The organism is Gracilibacillus alcaliphilus, assembly GCF_016909015.1.
In the GTDB taxonomy this organism is placed as follows: domain Bacteria; phylum Bacillota; class Bacilli; order Bacillales; family Amphibacillaceae; genus Gracilibacillus; species Gracilibacillus alcaliphilus.
Genome location: NZ_JAFBFA010000053.1, coordinates 1 through 22,575 on the forward strand (window position 1 = coordinate 1; position 22,575 = coordinate 22,575).

Genomic DNA, 22,575 nt, shown 5'->3' on the forward strand with positions numbered 1-22,575 from the left:
TCCTTTAGCTTTATATTTTTATTCTACCAAATAAAAAACTGTGTGAGTAAGAAACCGTACGCATTTCTTACTTACACAGTTAATATTACACTCCCGCTGTTGCACAATAAATGTGCGGCATCTCCTCTTTTTAAGTGAATGATTTATTCTTTTCCAATCGGTGTAGTCAAGGTATTCACTTCTGTTGGCTCCTCTAGTTACTCGATTTTTTCAAATCCTAAGGTGGAGGCTGTTGATCAAATGCTGAGGTCATCCTCTTTGCTTTTTAAAGCTTTAAAAAGCTGGCTTTCGCTAAGGTATCGGCGCTATCTTAGCTGTTTACGAATTTTCTTGCCCTCTTTCCATCGCTAAACGGCGCTATCTTAGCTGTTTGCAAATTTTCTCGCCCTCTTTCCATCGCTAAACGGCGCTATCTTTGCTGTTTGCAAATTTTCTCGCCCTCTTTCCATCGCTAAACGGCGCTATCTTAGCTGTTTACGAATTTTCTTGCCTTCTTTCCATCGCTTAACGGCGTTATCTTAGCTGTTTGCAAATTTTCTTGCCCTCTTTTCATCGCTTAATAGCGCTATCTTTGCTGTTTACGAACTTTCTTGCTGCCTTTCTATCGCTTAACAAGTTTATTTTTGCTGTTTGAGCTTTAAGAAGCTGGGTTTTGCAAAGAGGCTGGGGTTATCTTAGCTGTTTGGTAAAACCGAATTTGATAATGAAAAAAAGATGTCTTATGAAGGATCCTTCCCATCATTAACAATAATCAAACTAAACCATCCAACATACAAAAAAAGCTGTCGCAAAATGCAAGATTAATATTGTGCGGCAGCCCCATTTTATATGGGAATCTCATCCTATATTAAAATAACTAAGCTAAAAACACCTCCACATTACCCCAATGCTCTAAAATTTCTTCCTTTGCTTCGTTTCCGGTTATTAATCCATGTATTTCGCTTATGTTGGCCACATTGTGCAAGGAAACTCTGCCAAACTTCGTATGATCTGCCGCTACAAAAACTTGCTTAGCGCTTTTGATCATTTCCTTCTTAGCCTGCACCAAATAATCATCAAAATGGGTTAACCCTTTTTGGTGATGTATAGCGGGTGTTCCAATAAAGGCTTTATTGACGTTTAAATTTTTTAGGATATCATTTGTTATCATTCCATTAAGCATAAAGCTGTCAGGGAATAAGACGCCGCCTGTGACAATCACTTTGATGGACTTGGAAAAGCGAAGAGTCGTAGCGATATTAATATCATTCGTTATCACTGTTAAGCCAATTTTATCGCTTAACAATTCTGCAATTCTTAAGGTTGTTGTTCCTGAGTCCAAAATGATTGTATCGTTGTTATCAATCAAGCTTGCCACTCGTTCACCAATCCTGATTTTTTCCTCTACTTGTTTTGATTCACGTTCGTGAAAGACAGGCTCAGAGAGTACTTCGTCCGACAATACTTCTGTTTATCAAAGTTTTTCGACCATGCACATTAAGTGATGATTTTTCTAAAATATTGCATGATATAATGCATCAATCCGAATCATAAAATAATCAAAATATGCTCTATTATTTTAGGTGATCCTCTCAAATTCACATGAAAATCCCCATTTATTCATTTTATAATACCCATAAATAGCTTGAAAATATGTTAAATATTTGGTTTTTATGATTATGTGTTGGTTTATATATTTAATTTTTACAACAAAATGCACAAAAATAAAAGGGTAAATTACTATAAAATAACCAAAAATTATACATAACATTTACAAATATCAAATAGATATATTATAATAAACCCGATTAATAAAAGGAGGTAGAATATTATTGTTTTAATTTGATTATTTTTTGGTTTACTGTTTAACTTTATTATTTTGTTTTATTCATTTTAAAAGTTAAATACATATTTTTGAAAAAGGAGTGATCGATCATGAAAAAATATCTATTATCTGTGTTATTACTTGCAATGGCTGTTTTGGTGATGGCTTGCGGCAGCAATGGTGAAGGTGGAAGTGAAGGTGATGGAATGCAGTTCTATGTTTCTGGTGATACCATTGAAGGTTCTGCATTGACGCAAATGTCTGAAAAATATACAGAAGAAACAGGAATTCCAGTAGAAGTTGTAGATGTACCATACAGTGATATGGAGACTAGAATAACAAATATGATTCGTGCAGGAAATCCACCTGCCTTAGCGAGGGTAACTGGATTTAATCCGGCATGGAATGGAAATTTACTTGATTTAACACAAATTGCTGATGACAACAACATTGATAAAGATTTAGGTATTACAGTAGACGATGAGTTAGTTGCACCGCCATTAGACTTAACAGCGGTAGGGATGTTTATTAATAAGGATTTGTTTGAAGAGGCCGGTGTATCTTATCCGACTTCAGAGGAAGATATCTGGACATGGACAGAATTTTTAGAGAATATTGAAAGCGTTTTAGAAAATACCGACGCAAGGTACGGTATGGTGATGGATAACTCTGAACATAGATTGAACGCCTTCCTATATCAACACGGGAGTCAAGGCTTCTATGAAGAGGGGGAGGAATATACGACGAATCCTGAAACAATGGAAGGTTTAGAACGATTTGTTGAATTGAACGATAATCACATCATGCCTACCTCTGTATGGACTTCAGGTGAAGATGCTTCTTCGATGTTTAAGAGTGGATTAGTGCCAGCTTATATGTCTGGTTCATGGCAGATTACAGATTTTGCTACTAATATCACTGATTTTGAATGGGAATCAGTCTATCTCCCATATGAAGAGGTCAGGGCTACTAATTTAGGTGGTAATTACTTGGTTGGTTTTGATGGTTCTGGTCAAGAGGAAATGGCAATGGAGTTTATTGATTGGCTGTATCAAAAGGAAAATTATGAGGAAATGGCCACGCTGGGCGGATATTTGCCAGTTGTAAATGGTGCAGAGGTTGAGTATGAGCATGCACCAGAAGCATATGAAATTTATAATAATGAAATTGCCTCTTCTGAACCGGTAGCTAGCTTCCAACGATCAGATAAAGTCAGAAAACAATTAGTATCACAAACGAGTGTATCTGATACGTTAGATCTTGAGATAACAAAGGTTTTGAACGGTGAACAGGACTTAGAGGCAGCAGTAGAGAGAGTTAAAGCTTCCATGACGAATGCATATATAGACTAAGTAAATATTACAAGGATTGGCAGCGATCATTGCTAATTTGGTCGCTCTCCCATTCCTTTCACTCAACTAGAGAAGTTTTTCAATGAGAGGGGGCAATAAATATGAAAGACACTAATAAAAAATGGGCGTTTCTATTTGTCTTTGCAAACCTTGTATTATTTCTAATCTTTTTTGCTGGACCAGCATTGCTAGGGATCTATTACTCTCTTACCGATTACAATGGTAATGTTGCGACATTTATTGGCTTGGAGAATTATATTAATTTATTTCAAGACTCTAGCTTTTATAAGGCAATGTCTACTACCTTTCTCTATACAGCGATAGGTGTGCCTTTTGTTTATATCGTGTCACTATTCGTATCTGTTATGCTGGTTAGTCCTCGCACAAGAGGGAAAAATATAGCAAAAGTTATTTTCTTCTTCCCTTGGTTGATTTCTCCTATCGTAGTAGGTGTTTTATGGCGCTGGATGTTTGGGGAAAGTTTTGGATTTGTTAACTATGTTATTGATTTACTAGGCGGTAATCCTGTCCCTTGGTCATCTGATGGAACCTTTGCCTTTATGGTGATTTTGTTCGCGACGGCATGGGGAGGAACGGCGTTTAATATGCTGATCTTTATCGGTGCATTGGTGAGTATCCCCAAGTCATTGTATGAAGCAGCAGATGTAGATGGCGGTAATGGCTGGCAGAAGTTTTGGCATATTACACTGCCTTCGATTCGTTCGACCTCCTTCTTGGTTATTCTGTTAGCCGTATTCAACTTAATGAAAGAGTTTCCAATGGTGCAGGCACTGACTAATGGGGGGCCTGGAACAGATACGACCTTGATTGTTCAATATATCTATGAAACAGGGTTTGATCAAATGAGGGTTGGCTACGCCAGTGCCGCCTCCATGGTGTTGTTCGTGATTTTACTTGTTTTTTCTTTATTACAATTTAGATTTGCGAGAGGGGGAAGAGCTGATGGATAAATTGAATGATCGCTTTTCCACTACGATGTTGACGATTGCCCTTTATGTAGTGGCGATTGCTTATCTCTTTCCAATTGTTTGGCTGTTATTAAGTTCTTTGAAGACAGGGGGAGAGTTATTTTCCTTCCCGTTGAGTATACTTCCAGAGAATCCGACATTAGAAAATTATACATATTCATGGAATACGATGGATTTTATGAAATATTTTATCAATACCATGTTTGTGGCTGTCACGACAACGGTATTAACGGTGCTTGCCAGTGCCACGTGCGGTTATGCGCTGGCAAAATATAAATATAAGTGGCTCAATGTCTTCTTGATTTGTATGCTGGCAACAACGATGCTGCCAACAGAAGTAATTATGACACCAACTTTTAGTGTAATTTTAAATCTTGGTTTATATGATAATCTGGCTGGATTGATCATTCCTTCGATCAATACGGCTACAGGGATATTTATGTTTAGGCAGTACTTTCTGACTGTTCCGAATGATTTGATAGAATCAGCTAGAATTGATGGTGCTAACGAAGGAAGGATTTTTTTCAACATGATGCTGCCAATTGCCAAACCAGTAGTGATTACGCTGGCTATCTTTTCCTTCCAATGGCGCTGGAATGATTATATTTGGCCATTGCTTGTAGTAAGTGACCCGGATAATTATACGGTGCAAATTGCTTTACGAAGTATTGTTGGTGCAGATAACATTGATTGGGTACTGCTGCTTGCGTCTTCGATTATTTCATTAGTGCCGATGTTTATTATTTTTATTGTATTCCAGCGTTATATTATGGATACAAGTGCTACATCTGGACTGAAAGGGTAAATAAAAGATAAAGGCATGGAAAGGAGCTTTCTATGAATGATTTGGAACAACTGACGAATAGAAACGATCAAATGGCGAGCGAAATGCTAGATTGGCAGGTGACAGACAAAACGAGTCGATATTTTGGCGGGATTACCGAGGAGAATACTGGCGTGCCTAACCCTTCCCATGAAGGGACATGCAGTGTAATTGCCACTTGGGTCAGTTCTTATCTCAATAAAGCATCACACTTGTATCAAAATGATCAGCTTCGGGAACGAATCGGATATGCGTTGGATTATATGCTATCCCGCCAGCATGAGGATGGTACTATTTCACCAACTTGGACTAACTATCATTCTCCGCCTGATACGGCGTTTATTGTAACGGGTTATGCCCAGCTTTACAGGCTCTTAAGTGATCACCAAGAATGGGAGTTAGGGGAAAAGGTTCTGCAGTTTCTAAAACGTGCGAAGCCGGCAATGCTGACCGGCGGCTGTCATACTCCTAATCACCGCTGGGTCTTGACCGCTGCGTTGGCGCATCTGTATGCTATTTTCCAAGAAGAGAGATTGAAGCAGCGAGCAGAAGAATGGCTCGATGAGGGAATGGATATCACGTATGATGGTGAATGGACAGAGAGGAGCAATGGTATTTACAATGCTGTCAGTAATATATCGCTGTATTATACGGCTGTATTGCTGGATAAACCGGAACTCTTGCAGTTTGTGCGTCGAAATCTGGATATGATGGTGTATCTGATTCATCCGGATGGCAGTATTGTTACAGATTATTCCGGCCGGCAGGATTTAGGCAGGAAGTATAACCTGGCACCGTATCATCTGATTTATCGATTGATGGCTGTGAATGACCAGAATGCCGTTTATTTTTCGATGGCAAACCTTGCATTAAAAGATGTTTCCAGAATGGGCCCGGTTAATAATCATTTGATGTTAGGTTATTTGTTCCATCCTGAGATAAAAGAGGTGCCATTAAAACCAGCACCATTGCCGGCGAATTATGAAGTGGTGATTAACGAACATTCCTCGATAGAGAATGATTTAATTCAATTGGAAGAAAGTCAGTCTCAGCCGGAGTTTAAGCATAGCAGCAGGCATACCTCTTTTGGCGCGCCAACGGTTAGATATCGGGAAGGAGAGATGAGTGCGACAGTGATGGCGAAGAATCCATCCTTTTTCTCCCTTCAGTCAGGTGCTGTAAGCTTAGTAGGAGTCGAATTGTATACGAATTTTTTACCTGGTGTAATAGAGTTTGATCATATCGAAAAGAAGGGAAAAGGCTGGTATCAGCTCAGTGCGTCGATGGAGAAAGGGTACAACTCGCCGATTCCAAAGCAATCTTTACCTGATACCAATAATGGCGAGAGTGTGTGGTATTTATTGCCTCATGCTTACCGATCCTTAACTCACAATCAGCAAGTACAGATAACGGTTGATATCAAATACAAGCAGGCTGGCGGATGGAGCATCGAAATCGAAACCGATCAACAAGAAGATATCCTGACACAAGTTGTTTTTTTATTCAGCCAGGACGGCAGCTTGCAAGGGGAACAAGTGGAGCAAATCACTGATCATCAATGGTTCTGGAAAGAAGGTACACTGCTGTATGAGCACAAAGAAGAACAGCTTGTGCTGGAAGCAGGCCAGCATGACCATTGGGTAACTGAATTTCGTGCAGCTCGGCATGAGATGCTGCAGCAAGTGAAAGTGAATTTGGTTTCACCTTATTGTAAGCGATTTACGATAAAATTTACTGAATAAATATAGTGATATAAGTTTTTTTACTCATGAATAAGACCTTGCAGAACACCCTGCAAGGTCTTATTCATGTTTAAATAAACCCGATTGTTTGGTTTTTGTAAAACATACCTCGTCTCTTCACAAATATGTGAGATCGTTGGCTGAGAATGGATATATTTTAATACATTCTCTATGTTTTGTAGCAAATTATAACAATAAGATTATAAATAAAATCTCAAAATACAACAAATAGTTACTAAAAATATTTACAAACAACTAAATGTTGTATATAATTAATAGACATTAGAAAAAGGAGGGTGGGATCTGTTAATTCCTTGTCATATTTTTGTGAAGCATTTGCAGGAGGCGCTTTCATATTACGCAGTCAAAAAAGAATCAGATCATAGCCGGGATGAGCGTATTTTAGACCTCGTCAAGACATAATAGCTTTTACAGCATGGATTTAGTAAGTACTGATCATTCGCGCGAGTTAATTAGAAGTAAAGCAAAAATGAAAGCGATATCAATAGGGTGACCTTGGAACAATCGTTCATGGACGAACTTATATGTATTGTTAATCTTAATTCAAACAGTAAGAGGAGGAACGAATGGTGAAAAGAATGAGATGGATAACGATGTTATTATTCATGTGTTTATTTTTGACAGCGTGTATGAATACTCCCGCAGAACAGGTGGGGGAAACGCAGGAAACAGAAGAGAATCAAGCCATATCAGACCAAGAACTTTTGGAGTTGAATGCTGTTAATCCAGAAGATATAGAGGTGTTTTCCGAAGCGCCAGAATTAATCGAATTGGTTGAATCAGGTGAAATTCCGAGCGTGGAAGAGCGTCTGCCAGTGCCGGAGGATATCATGGTTGAGCAGATAGAGAACAGCATTGGGCAATATGGAGGCAACTTAGTTACTCCTTGGGAAGGAGCTGACTCTAAATGGTTAATTGGGAAACCAACGGAAGAAGCGCTGTTTCGGTTTAATGAAGCAGGTGACGATATAGAACCCAATGTAGCTAAAGGCTATGAGGTAAACGAAGATGCTACAGAGTATATTATTTATTTGCGTGAAGGAATGAAGTGGTCTGATGGCGAGCCGTTTACAACAGATGATGTGCTGTTTTATTGGGAGCATATGCTGCAAAAAGAGACATTTGGGAAATCTGTCTATGACGCATACTATACTATAGATCCAGAAACAAATGAAAGACATTTGGCAGAGATCACGAAAATAGATGACTACACCTTTCGGGTGGTACATGCCTTTCCTAGTCCCAATTTCCTAAAGCGAGTGGCGATCGATAATAAATGGTTCTTTGCACCAGAACATTTCCACAAAACAATACTTCCGGAATTTGTCGGAGAGGACAAAGCTCTAGAAATTGCGCAAGAGTGGGGATTTTCAGATGTGAATTCTTTCTTGCAGGAAACTGGCTATTATTATTGGGTCTATGAAGAAATACCAACATTGCGAGCTTGGGTAGCCAGTAATGATCCGCATAGTGAAGAATTTGTGATGAAACGTAATCCTTATTATTGGAAAGTAGATCCAGAGGGGCAGCAATTGCCATATACAGATAACTTTATTGCTTCCAAAATTCAGGATCCTAGTCAAGGGGTCTTGGGGGTCTTAAGTGGTGAGTTTACTATTGGTCATTTTTCCATGACGGATTTTCCTGTATTAAAAGAGAACGAGGAAAAAGGCGGTTATCAGGTTTTCACTTGGCCTACGGCGCAGATGGCGAGTACAACGATTCAATTAAATCAAACGACACAAAATGATAATTTAAGAGAGTTAGTACAAGATATTCGGTTTAGAGAAGCATTATCCATTGCCGTTGACCGGCAGCAAATCTCTGAAATTGTAACAAATGGTATTGCAGAGCCTGGACAAGCAGCTGTGCCGGAAGGTCTAGTTGGTTATCAAGAAGGCTGGGCAGAGAAATGGACGGACTATGATCCAGATCAAGCGGAACAATTATTAGATGAACTTGGCATTTCAGAAAAAAATGCAGAAGGCTTTCGTCTGTACGAGGATGATTCAGTAGTTACACTTACAATCATGGAGCCGAATCAAGACAATTCAGAGTTTCTGGAATTGATCAAAGATGCTTATGAAAATGTTGGTGTAAAAGTAAATCTAAATTATGTTGATTCAGGTACTTTCCAAGATCGAAAATATAGTAATCAAGTGGAAGCTACAACAGAAAATCCAATGATAACGAATGTAGCCCTGCGCCCAGAAGTATTAGTTCCGCTACGTGTTTTAACGCCGTGGCAAGGGAATTATGGATTGCATCGCGAAACAGGTGGTGAAAATGGCACCGAACCTCAAGATGATGTCGCTATGCTGGTAGAAAACTGGGATCGTTTAATCTCATCTCCTAATGAAGAAGAAGCGAGTGAATGGGCAGATAAGATCTACCAGCTGCATATGGAAAACCAATGGATCTTAGGTTATACAGGTCCTATGCCGCAAATAGTGGTAGCTGCCAATCATTTGCACAATGTTCCGCAAGAACGAATCTTTGCTGATGAGCTGAGAGAATTAGGTCATGGGCGTCCAGCACAATTTTACTTTTCAGAGTAATCCTTTTAGCAGGCGGGGGTTCGCTCCTCTCCCTGCTAATTAAAAATATCTCATAAAAGGATAGGTTGTACTATGTTTCAGTATATTATCAGAAGAATATTATTAGTAATACCTGTGTTGATTTGTGTGTCTATGATTGTCTTCTTTGTTATTCAGCTGCCACCGGGTGATTATGTAACACATTATGCAGCACAGATGTCTGCCCAAGGTGAAAATATGTCACAGGCAGAAATGGATGCAATGAGAGCAGAATTAAATTTGGATAAACACTGGGTTATTCAATACTTTTTATGGATGAAAGGTATCCTGCTTGAGTTTGATTTTGGCCATTCCTTTAGCTATAACGAGCCGGTTACTAGTGTAATAGATAGATATATGGCATTAACTTTGATTGTATCTATCGTTACCATGGCTTTTACTTACTTAGTGGCAATCCCAATTGGAATTTACACAGCTGTGAGGCAGTATTCCATATCTGATTATTTCTTCTCGGCTTTAGGGTTCATGGGGATGGCAACGCCCAACTTTTTGTTGGCCATCGTCTTAATGTATTATTCATATGTTAATTTCGGTGATCCGTTATTAGGTTTATTCTCCAGCGAATTTGAAAATGCCCCTTGGTCATGGGCGAAGATTCAAGATTTGATGAAACATATGATCATTCCAATCATTGTAATCGGTACAGCAAGTACTGCTGAATTAACAAGAGTAATGCGTGGACAGATGTTGGATGAAATTAATAAGCCGAATGTTGTTACAGCACGTTCAAAAGGTGTTCCAGAAAGCAAAATATTAATTAAATATCCAACCCGAGCAGCATTAAATCCTGTAGTGAGTACATTTGGATGGACGCTATCGAATATATTTACTGGTTCAACGATTACGGCTATTGTTCTGAATCTGCCCATACAAGGTCCGGTTATGTATAATGCTTTGCTGGGACAGGATATGTATTTAGCCGGAACATGGCTGTTATTTATGGCAGTACTAACGGTAATAGGAACGTTAATATCCGATATTTTATTAGCATGGTTAGACCCTAAGATCCGAACAGAAATCAAAGGAATGTGATGTATGAAAAAATCTAAGTTATTTACTAAATTAGCCAAAAATAATAAGCGCTTTCAAAAAGGAGATCATCAACAGGGTGAGTTAGCAGCAGGCCAAAAAAATAACAATAAAGAAGAATATTACAGCTCGCAATGGAAATTAATCTGGAAAAAATTAAAAAAGCATAAATTAGCCAGGGTGAGTCTTGTTATTTTAGGTTTGTTTTACTTTGGAGCTATTTTTGCAGGATTTATTGCACCGCAAGGCACACAAGAATATGATGGCGAATATATGAATGCTCCGCCGATGTCGATCAATTTTTGGGATGAGGAAGGTAATTTCCACTTTAGGCCGTTTGTGTATGGCCTCGCCTCTGAACGGGACCCTGATACGTATCGAAAGTATTTTGTAGAGGATACAAATGTAAAATATCCGATTCGTTTTTTTGTAGAAGGAACGGAATATAAGTTATTTGGTCTATTACCAACCAATATTCATTTATTTGGAGTAGATGAACCAGGACAAATATTTATTATGGGAACAGATGGAATGGGACGAGATTTGTTTTCGCGAGTAGTTCTGGGGAGTCAAGTATCTCTTAGTGTTCCTTTGGTAGGCGTGTCGATCAGTTTAATTTTAGGTCTTATTATAGGAGGAATTTCAGGGTATTTCGGGAAATGGATTGATGTGATTATTCAAAGAATTATAGAAATATTCCGATCGTTTCCGACTCTGCCATTATGGATGGCGTTATCTGCGTCTATCCCGCCAGATATACCTGTTGTACAAATGTATATATACATCGTAGTGATCATTGCCTTTATTGAATGGACTGGCTTGGCACGTGTAGTCCGCGGTCAATTTATGTCATTAAAGAATGAAGAATATGTATTAGCAGCAAAGATTGCCGGTGTGAAAAACGCCAAAATTATCGTCAAACATTTGCTGCCGGGTATTTTTAGTTATTTAATTGTAGCCATTACACTCGCCATACCTGCAATGATTTTAGCGGAAACAGCCATGAGCTTCTTAGGTTTAGGTATTCGATCTCCGGCAACAAGCTGGGGGGTATTGCTGCAAGAGGCACAGCAAATTGATAATGTGGCATTGTACCCGTGGAAACTGATTCCTTTATTTTTTGTTGTTATCTCTGTATTATGTTTTAACTTTTTTGGGGATGGATTACGTGATGCTGCAGATCCTTATAAGAAGGTATAAAAGTAGAAATAAATTATCATGTAAGCGAGGGATTATATGAATACAAAAGAAGATTTCGGAACGCCGCTTCTTTCTGTTGAAGACTTAAGGATATCTATACAACAGGACGACCATGTGTTACACGCTGTAGATGGTGTGGAGTTTCAGATAAAAAAAGGCACAACATTAGGGCTGGTAGGTGAATCAGGTTGTGGCAAGAGCTTAACCAGCAGGTCAATTATGCAATTAAATCCTAAAGAATGTGAAACGCAAGGGCAGATTGTATATCGATCTGAGAAAGATAAGGGTTTACAGCATGTCAATATTCTAGATTTAAAGCCAACAGGCAAGATGATGCGCAGTGTAAGAGGCAAGCGGATTTCGATGATTTTTCAGGAACCGATGACAGCCCTGTCACCATTGTATACCATTGGGAATCAAATAATGGAAAATATTTTGATTCATAGAACGAAAAATAAAAAAGAAGCAAAGCAAATAGCCTTAGATATGCTGAACAAAGTCGGCATATCTAATGAAGAGAAACGCTTTAATCAATATCCGCATGAATTTTCTGGAGGGATGAGACAAAGAGTGATGATTGCCATGGCATTATCGTGCAATCCGGAATTATTGATAGCGGATGAACCTACGACAGCATTAGATGTTACAATACAAGCACAAGTGATGGAGCTAATGAAGGATTTACAGAAAGACTTGGAGATGTCGATCTTGCTTGTTACACATGATTTAGGTATTATTGCAGAAATGTGTGATGAAGTAGCGGTTATGTATTTGGGTAAAATTGTAGAGAAGGCACCAGTCAAGGAAATATTTAATAATCCAAAGCACCCTTATACTAAAGGTCTGATTCGATCGATGCCAAAATTGGGAGGAAATAAAAATAGGAGATTGGAATCTATTGAAGGGACAGTGCCATTAGCTATCAATATGAGTAACCAATGTGGTTTTTATGATCGTTGTACACAGCGGATAGAAGGGGAATGTGACAAACAAAGGGTACCCAATTATCAAGTTAATGGTGAACACTCGGTAAGGTGTTTCCTGTATAAAAATGAGATGGAGGAAAATGGTCATGTCTAAACAAATCCTCAATGTAAAAAACATTAATAAGGAATTTAAAGTGAAATCTACTAAACTTTTTAGCAGGCCAGATCCGGTCAAGGTTCTTAAGGACATCTCATTTGATTTATATGAAGGTGAAACACTAAGCATTGTGGGGGAATCCGGCTGTGGTAAGACAACTTTAGGGAGGTGTATTGCCAAAGGTGTAGAAGCAACTTCAGGTGAAGTAATCTATCATAGCGATGCTGACAAGCAAATAGACTATTTACATATGGATAAACAAGAATTTAAACAATTTAGAAAAGATATCCAAATGATCTTTCAAGATCCATATTCATCCCTCAGTCCAAGAATGAGCGTCTATGATATTATTACTGAACCCCTAATTACTAACTTTAACTTGAGTAAAGCAGAAGTAGATAAAAAGGTATCAGAAATTGCTGAGAAAACAGGGCTTAATGCAAGTTATCTCAGAAGATATCCGCATGCTTTTTCTGGAGGGCAAAGACAGAGGATTGCAATCGCCAGAGCGTTGATAACGCAGCCGAAAATCATCGTATGTGATGAGGCGGTTTCCGCGTTAGATGTTTCGATTCAAGCACAAATTATCAACTTATTAATTGATTTACAAAAAGAATTTGGTATTACGTATATCTTTATTTCACATGATTTGTCCGTAGTTCAGACCATCTCAGATAAAGTAGCTGTCATGCATTTGGGCAAGATTGTGGAGATGGCAGATGTGGAAGAAATATTTAATCACCCTAAACATCCATATACAGAAGCATTACTATCCGCTGTGCCAATACCTGATCCAAATGTAGAGAAAGATAGAATCATTTTAGATGGAGAGGTTCCTAATCCAGCTAATCCGCCAACAGGTTGTGAATTTCATCCAAGATGTCCATATAAGACAGATAAATGTATATCAGAAAGGCCTGATTTAACCCAGACGGATGAAGAGAATGTTCATTTATCCGCTTGCCACTATGCCAATGAATTACATTTGAAAGGTGTGAAAATAGCAAATGAAGGAAACGAGTAAACAGAAGAAAATAATTGTTTTTCTAGATTGCGGTGACACGATTATTGATGAAAGTACAGAAATTCGAGATCAAGATGATATTGTCGTAAAAGCAGAATTAATACCCGGTGCAGGTGATATGGTCAGAATTCTTGCCGAAAAAGGTTACAGACTGTGTATGGTCGCTGATGGTAATGCTCAATCTTTCAAAAATATGATGTTAGATCACCAATTATATGATTATTTTGAGGCGATGATTTATTCAGAAAATATTAAAGAATTGAAGCCAAGTCCAAGAATGTTTAAAGCGGCGATGGGAGCATTGGAATTAACGGAATCAGATATTTCCCGTATTGTTATGGTAGGAAATAATTTAAGCAGAGATATTGCTGGTGCTAATCGAATGGAGCTCACCAGTATCCACTTAGATTGGACGTCGCGTTATCCAAAAACACCAAAGAACAAAGAGGAAACACCCGATTATACCATTCATCAGCCATCAGAGCTGATCCCTTTGGTTGATAGGTTGAATGAACAATTAATCTGAAAAATAATTTGATGGCAGTGTCGCAACGCCATAGAACAAAGTTTGACTCTATAGTAATTCTTAAGCAGATAGATGATATCTTGCAGTTTTAACGATTGCGGTTTCTAAGATTTTCTGCGTGTCAAAGACTAGAAAATACCACTCGTTCTTAATGGAGTGGTATTTTTTGATGCAATTGTCAATAAGTCTTGTTTTATATGTTAGGAAGGTTTATGTTCTAATAATTTTAACCAAATCTTATAATGCTGCATGTTAGAATAAAGTATAGGCAGTAACATATTACTAATTTCTAGGCGTTTTAATTATTTAACTAATATGTATCAAAAGACGTTAAAAATTGACGTATAAAGAAAAAAGTAGTAAACTCCTGAGAAGAATTTACGTAAAAAAGGAGGGAACATTATTGGCTACAATTAAAGATGTGGCGAAAGAAGCTGGCGTGTCCATTGCCACGGTCTCCCACTATTTAAATAACACCCGGTATGTAAGCCCGGAGTTGGCTGAAAAGGTACAGACTGCAATTGCCAAGACAGGATATGACGAAAAAATTAAAAAGAAGCAAAAGTTTGGGGCAGTCAACTCTTCAGAAATTGCCCTTGTCGTACCAAGCTTTCATAGTACGTTATATACAAAAGTAGTATCCGAACTTGCTGATCTTCTGGAACAGGAAGGTTATCAATGTGTTACATATTTTCATAAAAATGATACAGCGAAAGAAGCCGGCATTATCAATAATCTAGTGTCGAACAAAAATATAGTTGGTATTGTTATGGTGCCGGTTAGCAGGGAAAAGAAGTCATTTAAGAAGATTATCCAGAAAGGTATTCCGTTAGTTTTTCTGAATCGCCGAGTACACTTTGATGGTCAGCCTGTCGTCTTTACTGATGGAAAGGAAGGTATCTATAAGGGCTGCCTGCATTTATTAAAAGCGGGACACGAAGATATCTCCTTTATTGTGAAAGACGATGAGTTTTCTAACACGCAAGAAAAGATGGAAGGATTCCGGCTTGCCTTAAAAGAATATAATATCCCATTCAATCAAGACTTAATGATAGTCATTAAGGGAAGCGACCCGCAAGAGTACAGAAAGAAAATTCAGCAGGTGTGGAATGAATCCAAACCAACTACATTTTTGGCGGGAAGCAACAAGGTGACAATAGAACTAATGAAGGTAATGTCGCAATTGGATGTGAGTATTCCTGATGAGGTGTCCATCATTGGTTTTGGTGATGGAGAATGGACTGATATTATCACACCGCCATTGACCAGTCTCAAGCACGATATAGATGAGATTGGAAAACAGACAGCAAAGGTATTAGTGGACGCGGTACAGAATCGAAGGGAAATGGAAAAGGAAATACAGGTTCCGATGTATTTGTCTATTAACCGCTCAACCCAAGTGATTGGTAAGGGGCCTTTTGGCGAAAAGCCTGTCTCACCAAAGGATTTAACCCTATCTTCCAAGGATATAGACCAGCTAACGTCTAATAACTTTCGTGTTGCTATTTCCTTTCATTACGGCGGTACAGCATGGAGACGGCTGCATGAGAATGGGATTCGAAAAATCTTGGCTCAATATGGCATATCGATTATTTCTATCACAGATGCTCATTTTGATCCAGAATTGCAAGTCGCTCAGTTAGAGGGTTTAAGAATGCAAAAGCCGGATGTCATTATTGCTATCCCTGCAGATGACGAATTGACAGCTAAACAGTTTAAACGTATCTCTAAGGAAACGAAGCTTGTTTTTATGAGTCATGTGCCAGAAGGTATGCAAAGAAATGAGTATTCTGCCTGTGTGTCGGTTAATGAGAGAGAGAGCGGCTATAATGTTGCTGCTTTGTTAGGCAATTATTTTAAAAATAGCGATAATGTGAAAATCGGCTTTATTGGGCATGGAGCTCCTTTCTATGGTACACATTTGAGAGACGCGGTAGCCAAAGATGTAATTTGTTCTGATTTTCCTAATATTGAGATTGTTTCGGAGCAATATTTTTATAAGATTGAAAGAACGTATGAAATTTGTAAGGAAATGATTCAGCAGCGTCCAGATATTACGGGATTATATATCTCATGGGATCAACCAGCCTTACAAGCAATTAGAGCCTTGAAAGAATTAGGAAGAGAAGATATATCGATATTTACCTCAGACTTAGGTATCGAAATGGCCACCTATTTAGCAAAAAATCATATCGTAAAAGGTCTATCTTCTCAAAGACCCTTTGAGCAAGGAATGGCGATAGGTTTGGCTGCTGTAAAGGCACTTATCGATAAAGATAAAGACAAATATATAGCAGTACAGCCCTATACAGTCGAATCAAAAAATTTACTTAAAGCATGGAAAGATATTATGTCTGAACCTGCTCCAAGTGAAATAGAAGAGATTATTAAGCATAGAATTACGTAAAATTTATAAAAAATAAATTTTTCCATTGACACAACCCCCTTTAATGAATTATATTTACGTAAAGAAACCATTTTCTTATGGTTTTCTTTTTGTCAAACATGTGTAAGCGCTCATCATGTGTTTTTTTACGTAAATTTAATCATTTGGGGGTTTTTTTATGAAGAAAAAAGTACTTGGTATTGTTTTTTTGATTTTTGTTGTTTTAATAGCTGGCTGCAGTAATGGTGCTGATAATGAAAACGCGAACAATGGAGATGATGATTCATTCAGCTTTGTTTTTTTACCTAATACACAAAATAATACCTTTCAAATTGCTATGCATGAAACCTATCAGAGGTTAGCAGAAGAACATGGCTATGAATATACGATGTTAGATCCGGATTATGATTTGAATACACAACTAAATCAAATATCGGATGCGGCTAATCAAGGATTTGACGCTGCCTTTGTCATCCCGGTTGACTCAGCTGGAATCCGTCAAGGCTTGGAAAACTTCAGCAATATGAATGTCCCTGTTTTTAATGTGGATACGGCTGTTATAGAAGCGGATCGGGATTTAGTGGAAAGCGTTATTGCAACGGATGCCTTTATGGCGGGAGAGTTTATGGGAGAGCAGTTGATGGAAGATCACCCAGATGGAGCAAAAATTGCTATTCTAGACTTCCCAGAAAATGAAAGTACTGTTCAACGTGTGGAGGGTTTTATGTCGTCAATAGAATCTGGCGGTGATACTTATGAAATCATTGCACAACAAGATGGTAAAGCTGCTTTGGATGCTTCGCTGCCAATCGCACAGGATATCTTGCAGGCTCACCCGGATGTCGACGCATTTTTTGCTATTAATGATCCTTCTGCACTTGGTGTGGTGGCTGCACTAGAATCAAATGGTATGGAAGAGGTAGATGTATATTCTATTGACGCCTCACCAGACGGGAAAGAAGCATTGTTAGATGGTTCGTTTACATCTGTAGCTGCACAAGTGCCGATTCAAATTGCAGAAGAATCTTTCCAAATGGCGATTGATTATCTGGAAGGAGAAGAAGCAGAGGATGAAGTGTATCTGCCGTCACACATTGTAACAGAGGAGATGGCAGAAGAAACGATTGATGAATGGCAATAAAGTTAGATGTGTTGGGGTGTTTGTGTTCTTTATTCAGTGGGGGCAACCCCACTGAACGTTAGTTGAACCAATCGGGCCGTTATTGGCTTTTAGATCTCTCACATAGACATGACGTATTTCCTTATTGCTTGAAGTGGGAGTCATACAGTCAGTTACACTGCGATAAATGATGAGAGGGCTGGATAAGTGGAATATCCCTGCTCCAGCCCGGTGAATTTTACTATATTTAGGAGGTAAGATCATGCCGTCTACCGTTTTAGAAATGCAAGCCATATCGAAAAGCTTTGGAGGCGTGCAAGCTTTAGACGGGCTGCATTTTGAACTCGAAGAGAGGGAAATTCATGCCCTGTTAGGTGAAAATGGGGCAGGAAAATCAACCTTAATTAAAGTTTTGGGAGGCATTCACAAGCCTGATGGCGGAAAAATATTAATTGATGGACAAGAAGTATCGATTGAAAAAGTGCAGGATGCACAAGCATTAGGTATTGGCATTATCCACCAAGAAATTGTGCTTGTTCCCCATTTATCTGTGGCAGAAAATATCTTCCTGGGCAGAGAACCTGTGAAGAAATCCGGTTTTAAAAACATGGCCTTGATGAATCAGCAAGCACAAGAAATGGTAGCACAACTGGGTTTAAATATAGATGTCAGAAAGAATGTCAGTGAATTGTCTATTGCCCAGCAGCAACTAGTTGAAATCACGAAGGCAGTATCCTTTGATATTAAGATTCTAGTAATGGATGAGCCTACTTCTTCCTTGACAGGAGAGGATGTGCAGAACTTGTTTCATACCATGGAAAGGCTGCGTGACAAGGGGATCAGCATTATTTATATATCCCATCGATTTGAAGAATTATTTAGTATGACAGATCGAATAACGGTGATTCGTGATGGTACGTATGTAGGTACAAAAAGGACGAGAGAAACGAATACCAATGAACTAGTAAAAATGATGGTCGGAAGAAATATTGAAAATTTATATACACGTACAAAAGCAGAAGTAGAAAAAAGAGAGATTTTACGTGTAGAAGGACTAAGTAAGGAAAATTTCTTTAGAGATATAGATTTTACGGTGCATGCAGGGGAAATAGTAGGTTTTTCAGGTTTGGTAGGTGCTGGGAGAAGCGAAGTCATGCTCAGTATATTTGGTGCGCATAAATATGAAACGGGCAAGGTTTATCTGTATGATCAAGAGATTCATATCAAAAGTTGCATCGATGCGATCAATCATGGCATAGCAATGGTTCCTGAAGATCGCAAAGACCAAGGCTTAGTGTTAAAGAATTCTGTCGGGTTTAATTTAACTTTGGCAAACTTAAGAAATTTAATGAAAAATCCTCTGATTATTAGTGAAGCAAAACGAAAAGAATCGATCCAAAAATATGTAAACGATTTGCGGGTAAAGACGGCTTCCGCAGATATATCTGTATCCAGCCTATCAGGCGGGAACCAGCAAAAGGTAGTATTGGCAAAGTGGCTGTCCATTAATCCAAGTCTTTTGATTTTAGATGAGCCGACCAGAGGAGTAGACGTAGGAGCTAAATCTGAAATCTATTCGATTATGAATCAGCTAGCTAATCAGGGATTAGGCATTATTCTCATTTCATCTGATTTACCGGAAATCCTCAATATGTCTGATCGAGTGTGTGTCATGAGGGAAGGCGAATTAGTCAAAACACTGGAAGAAAAAGAGGACATTACACAGGAAACGATTATGAATTATGCAACAGGAGGGGACAATATTAAATTATGAGTACATTAACGAATAACTCATTTGTCAATATATTTAAAGCGAATAAAGGGATTATTGTCGTTTTGATTCTTTTATTTGTTGCGCTGTCTATTATGTCGCCAGTATTTCTTACTACCAATAATTTAATCACGCTATTTCAGCAGATTACGATCAACACCTTTTTAGCATTGGGAATGACTTATGTCATTATTTTAGGCGGCATTGACTTATCTGTTGGAGCAATTGTTGCCATGTCTGGTACGGTGACCGTTGGCTTAATGGTTAACAGCGGTCTGCCCATCGTGTTAGCTATTGTGATCGGTTTGGCACTAGGGACATTACTTGGTTTAATCAACGGAGCTGTCATCACTCAATTTGGATTGCCGCCGTTTATCGTTACATTGGCAACTATGTATGTAGGGCAAGGAATTGCCTATATTTATAGTGGAGGAAGGTCGTTAAGGGTAACGGATGAGGCATTTACGAAACTAGGTACGACCAGAATATTGGATCTGATACCAATACCCATCATTTATATGGCAGTATTTATTATAATATTTTCTGTCATATTAATGAAAACGCGTTTTGGTGCAAGTATTTATGCAATGGGCGGAAATAGGGAAGCTGCCCGCTTGTCAGGGATTCCTATCAAAAGAATAGAGATTACAGTATATACACTGACAGGATTTATGTCTGCCTTTGCAGGGATTGTGTTGGCAGCCCGAATGTATTCGGGGCAACCTTCTGTGGGGCAAGGTTATGAACTGGATGCGATTGCTGCCTGTGTTTTGGGTGGTGTGTCCATGGCAGGCGGTAAAGGCCGGATTAGTGGAACTGTATTTGGTGCGATTGTTATTGGTGTTGTAAGTAACGGATTGAATTTAATGGGTGTTATTTCTTTCTGGCAGTTATTAGTGATGGGATTAATTATCCTAGTTGCCGTTATTATTGACTCACAAAAGGGCAAGAAACTACCATTTAATCTAGCATTTTTAAAGAGAGCAAATCATGATCAAAGTGTTTAGGGGGAATCGTAATGACAGAGAAATATAAAGTTCAAATCATGCTGAACAACCCGGATGGCTTAGCCAGAAACCATGAACCGGTTATCACCAAACTACATTTCGATGAGGTGCAAGTGCATAAGGACAGTCTAGTGCTATATAACGAGGCGGATGAAAAAGTAGACTTCCAATTGATTGATGTAAAACTGGAGGACGATTATATTCGAGAGGCTTCGATTGTATATCTCGTGCAAATGGAGAAAGGTCAATTGGTTCGTTCCTATTGGCTGCTTGCAAGCGATCAGCCTGCTGCAGAGACAGTCGCTGCGCCTGAAGGAATTGTCAGGTTAGAGCCGACTCAGTCTGACGGGGTAAGAAGATTGGATACTGGTGAGTACATCTTAGAATTATGCACGGGTACAGCAGATGGAACATCCTACGGTAAATGGGGAATAAGATATTTTGAATCAAAAAAAGAGGGAAGAAATCTGATAAAGGATTATTCTAATGCAATTGGCGGTTTTTATGGCCCGTTTTTTACACCGAAGAATGGCTTGATTAATCCCCCTGAACATACGAAAGTTGACTTTACGGTAGAAGAGGAAGGCCCTCTTTATTGTCGTTATCGATTTGAAGGAATAGTGCCAGATGGCTTAGATCCCAACCTTAAGGGGAAGGGCTTTACGATTACGTGGGAATTCTTCTATCATACGCCGTGGTTTAGAAGAACGTATGAGGTGGATGATTTCTCCACAACCGTAGATGGTATACCTGTTGTCAATAAGATTACTGTTGGAGATGAATACGAAAGCGGCCAGGGGGATACAGTTTTTAATACCTTTGCTTGCTATGGGGGCACCTATTATCGAGAAGGAGATTTATATGCGAATATTTTGTATGATGGTGTATATAAGCTTCTGGATGAAGCCGATGAATCCAACTATCCGAATATTAAAAAATATCGAGACAGTATTGGTCAAGAACTGAATGAAGTATCTTGGGATTATTTCTGGCGCTTATTCTGTATTAAAGAAGGGATTTTAAGTGCAGAGGAAATCGAGGAGCATGTAGATCATATTATTCCTGAGGCTCATAGACAAGTACATCAATCAGATAGAAATAATGACGTATTGTACAGTGCAGAAGGTGTAGATGTAAATGCCACACCACAGCAAACCATTTTTCCAATGAGTGCTAATAAAACGGCAGAAATAAACAAGGAAACAGGTTATGCCATGGTATGGTATACAAGCGAAGTCGTTTCCCGTTACCAAATTGTTCAAAGAAAAGATTCGGGCTGGGTTAACTGGGGAACAAATGGTGAGAATGAATATCCGGAATTGCCAACCGGTTCTACTATTTACACAGCTTACGGCCAGTTTGAAGACTGGGAACAACAAGCTGATACGATGGAGAAGAATATTGACTCGAAGCAAGGTATGGTGGAAGTACTGGCTGAGTAAAGTGCGACAGAGCAGCTGTACCGAAATAAAAACGAAATAAACTGTGCTTCTTTTGAGGCGCAGTTTATTTGTATTAGTCTTCTTGATAAACTATTATCAGATAGAAGGGGAGGAGGTATTCAGCATGACTGTCTATAATAAATTGGTTCGAGATTATATTCCTAGAATACTGGAGAAACAAGGACTGTCTTACCGAATAAGCAATCTTGATGAAGAGTCTTACAAACCGGCACTAATAAAGAAGCTGGAAGAAGAATGGACGGAATACCGAGAGGCAGACAATGATCAAGCAGCAGTCGAAGAATTGGCAGATATGCTGGAAGTAGTGATAGCTTTAGCAAAAACACATGGTGTTTCGGAACAAGCCTTATTACAGATCAGAGAGCAGAAACGTAAAGAGCGCGGCGTATTTGAGAATAAGGTGCTGCTAGAGGAAGTCGAAGATTAGCAGAATAGGTTATTTGATGAAAGTTACACGTGAAACATAGGGCTTTATGTTGGATTATCTGATAAGTAGTAATGATTCGTAAATATATACTTGAAAAAGATGGCCTTAACTAAGTATGAACTGCACCCTGTCAAGTAGACAGTGAAAAAACAAAAATCTATGCAACAGTCTGGTACCGATATTCCAACGGTGCCAGGCTGTTTAATTTCTC

17 protein-coding genes are annotated in these 22,575 nt (G+C 38.8%); 16 read left to right on the plus strand and 1 reads right to left on the minus strand.

What is annotated here, in order from left to right:
- Positions 1-856: 856 nt before the first annotated feature.
- Positions 857-1,441, minus strand: coding sequence for a DeoR/GlpR family DNA-binding transcription regulator (locus JOD18_RS22900; protein WP_204671683.1), 585 nt, complete (start codon positions 1,439-1,441; stop codon positions 857-859).
- Positions 1,442-1,914: 473 nt separating this feature from the next.
- On the opposite strand from JOD18_RS22900, the gene JOD18_RS22905 reads away from it, so the two are divergent.
- From JOD18_RS22905 to JOD18_RS22980, 16 genes are all read left to right on the plus strand, one after another.
- A complete protein-coding gene (locus tag JOD18_RS22905; RefSeq protein ID WP_204671684.1) occupies positions 1,915-3,156 on the plus strand; it encodes an ABC transporter substrate-binding protein in 1,242 nt (413 codons plus the stop codon).
- A 101-nt stretch (positions 3,157-3,257) separates the two neighbouring features.
- A complete protein-coding gene (locus JOD18_RS22910; RefSeq protein ID WP_204671685.1) occupies positions 3,258-4,127 on the plus strand; it encodes a carbohydrate ABC transporter permease in 870 nt (289 codons plus the stop codon).
- Complete coding sequence (locus JOD18_RS22915; protein ID WP_204671687.1) at positions 4,120-4,950, plus strand: carbohydrate ABC transporter permease; 831 nt, start codon at positions 4,120-4,122, stop codon at positions 4,948-4,950. Before JOD18_RS22910 ends, JOD18_RS22915 begins: the two co-directional genes overlap by 8 nt.
- A gap of 32 nt (positions 4,951-4,982) precedes the next feature.
- A complete protein-coding gene (locus tag JOD18_RS22920) occupies positions 4,983-6,710 on the plus strand; it encodes a prenyltransferase/squalene oxidase repeat-containing protein (RefSeq protein WP_204671689.1) in 1,728 nt (575 codons plus the stop codon).
- 587 nt (positions 6,711-7,297) lie between these two features.
- Entirely contained in the window at positions 7,298-9,289 is a 1,992-nt protein-coding gene (locus tag JOD18_RS22925; RefSeq protein WP_239588321.1) for an ABC transporter substrate-binding protein, read from the plus strand.
- A 72-nt stretch (positions 9,290-9,361) separates the two neighbouring features.
- Positions 9,362-10,360 carry an ABC transporter permease gene (locus JOD18_RS22930; RefSeq protein WP_204671691.1) on the plus strand — a complete coding sequence of 333 codons (999 nt, stop codon included), beginning with the start codon at positions 9,362-9,364 and terminating at the stop codon, positions 10,358-10,360.
- Between the two features lie 3 nt (positions 10,361-10,363).
- Entirely contained in the window at positions 10,364-11,557 is a 1,194-nt protein-coding gene (locus JOD18_RS22935; RefSeq protein WP_204671695.1) for an ABC transporter permease, read from the plus strand.
- 36 nt (positions 11,558-11,593) lie between these two features.
- Complete coding sequence (locus tag JOD18_RS22940) at positions 11,594-12,637, plus strand: ABC transporter ATP-binding protein (RefSeq protein WP_204671696.1); 1,044 nt, start codon at positions 11,594-11,596, stop codon at positions 12,635-12,637.
- On the plus strand, positions 12,630-13,664 hold the full coding sequence (locus tag JOD18_RS22945) for an ABC transporter ATP-binding protein (protein WP_204671697.1): 1,035 nt from the start codon (positions 12,630-12,632) through the stop codon (positions 13,662-13,664). Before JOD18_RS22940 ends, JOD18_RS22945 begins: the two co-directional genes overlap by 8 nt.
- Positions 13,648-14,190: an HAD family hydrolase gene (locus JOD18_RS22950; protein WP_204671699.1), complete on the plus strand. Its 543-nt coding sequence runs from the start codon at positions 13,648-13,650 to the stop codon at positions 14,188-14,190. Before JOD18_RS22945 ends, JOD18_RS22950 begins: the two co-directional genes overlap by 17 nt.
- Positions 14,191-14,593: 403 nt before the next feature.
- Positions 14,594-16,597, plus strand: a complete 2,004-nt coding sequence (locus JOD18_RS22955; protein WP_204671700.1) for a LacI family DNA-binding transcriptional regulator — start codon at positions 14,594-14,596, stop codon at positions 16,595-16,597.
- 157 nt (positions 16,598-16,754) lie between these two features.
- Positions 16,755-17,717, plus strand: coding sequence for a sugar ABC transporter substrate-binding protein (locus tag JOD18_RS22960; protein WP_204671701.1), 963 nt, complete (start codon positions 16,755-16,757; stop codon positions 17,715-17,717).
- A 241-nt stretch (positions 17,718-17,958) separates the two neighbouring features.
- Positions 17,959-19,470 (plus strand): sugar ABC transporter ATP-binding protein, encoded by a 1,512-nt coding sequence (locus JOD18_RS22965; protein ID WP_204671702.1) that lies wholly within the window; start codon positions 17,959-17,961, stop codon positions 19,468-19,470.
- On the plus strand, positions 19,467-20,474 hold the full coding sequence (locus tag JOD18_RS22970) for an ABC transporter permease (RefSeq protein WP_204671703.1): 1,008 nt from the start codon (positions 19,467-19,469) through the stop codon (positions 20,472-20,474). The genes JOD18_RS22965 and JOD18_RS22970 overlap by 4 nt, the downstream gene beginning before the upstream one ends.
- Positions 20,475-20,485: 11 nt before the next feature.
- Positions 20,486-21,916: a hypothetical protein gene (locus tag JOD18_RS22975; protein WP_204671704.1), complete on the plus strand. Its 1,431-nt coding sequence runs from the start codon at positions 20,486-20,488 to the stop codon at positions 21,914-21,916.
- 124 nt (positions 21,917-22,040) lie between these two features.
- Positions 22,041-22,364: a nucleoside triphosphate pyrophosphohydrolase gene (locus JOD18_RS22980; RefSeq protein ID WP_204671705.1), complete on the plus strand. Its 324-nt coding sequence runs from the start codon at positions 22,041-22,043 to the stop codon at positions 22,362-22,364.
- Positions 22,365-22,575 lie beyond the last annotated feature (211 nt).

Excerpts from the sequence above, each read along its gene's own strand:
- JOD18_RS22905 (WP_204671684.1), top strand. The coding sequence starts at position 1,915 with ATGAAAAAATATCTATTATCTGTGTTATTACTTGCAATGGCTGTTTTG.
- JOD18_RS22910 (WP_204671685.1), top strand. The coding sequence starts at position 3,258 with ATGAAAGACACTAATAAAAAATGGGCGTTTCTATTTGTCTTTGCAAAC.
- JOD18_RS22915 (WP_204671687.1), top strand. The coding sequence starts at position 4,120 with ATGGATAAATTGAATGATCGCTTTTCCACTACGATGTTGACGATTGCC.
- JOD18_RS22920 (WP_204671689.1), top strand. The coding sequence starts at position 4,983 with ATGAATGATTTGGAACAACTGACGAATAGAAACGATCAAATGGCGAGC.
- JOD18_RS22925 (WP_239588321.1), top strand. The coding sequence starts at position 7,298 with ATGGTGAAAAGAATGAGATGGATAACGATGTTATTATTCATGTGTTTA.
- JOD18_RS22930 (WP_204671691.1), top strand. The coding sequence starts at position 9,362 with ATGTTTCAGTATATTATCAGAAGAATATTATTAGTAATACCTGTGTTG.
- JOD18_RS22935 (WP_204671695.1), top strand. The coding sequence starts at position 10,364 with ATGAAAAAATCTAAGTTATTTACTAAATTAGCCAAAAATAATAAGCGC.
- JOD18_RS22940 (WP_204671696.1), top strand. The coding sequence starts at position 11,594 with ATGAATACAAAAGAAGATTTCGGAACGCCGCTTCTTTCTGTTGAAGAC.
- JOD18_RS22945 (WP_204671697.1), top strand. The coding sequence starts at position 12,630 with ATGTCTAAACAAATCCTCAATGTAAAAAACATTAATAAGGAATTTAAA.
- JOD18_RS22950 (WP_204671699.1), top strand. The coding sequence starts at position 13,648 with ATGAAGGAAACGAGTAAACAGAAGAAAATAATTGTTTTTCTAGATTGC.
- JOD18_RS22960 (WP_204671701.1), top strand. The coding sequence starts at position 16,755 with ATGAAGAAAAAAGTACTTGGTATTGTTTTTTTGATTTTTGTTGTTTTA.
- JOD18_RS22965 (WP_204671702.1), top strand. The coding sequence starts at position 17,959 with ATGCCGTCTACCGTTTTAGAAATGCAAGCCATATCGAAAAGCTTTGGA.
- JOD18_RS22970 (WP_204671703.1), top strand. The coding sequence starts at position 19,467 with ATGAGTACATTAACGAATAACTCATTTGTCAATATATTTAAAGCGAAT.
- JOD18_RS22975 (WP_204671704.1), top strand. The coding sequence starts at position 20,486 with ATGACAGAGAAATATAAAGTTCAAATCATGCTGAACAACCCGGATGGC.
- JOD18_RS22980 (WP_204671705.1), top strand. The coding sequence starts at position 22,041 with ATGACTGTCTATAATAAATTGGTTCGAGATTATATTCCTAGAATACTG.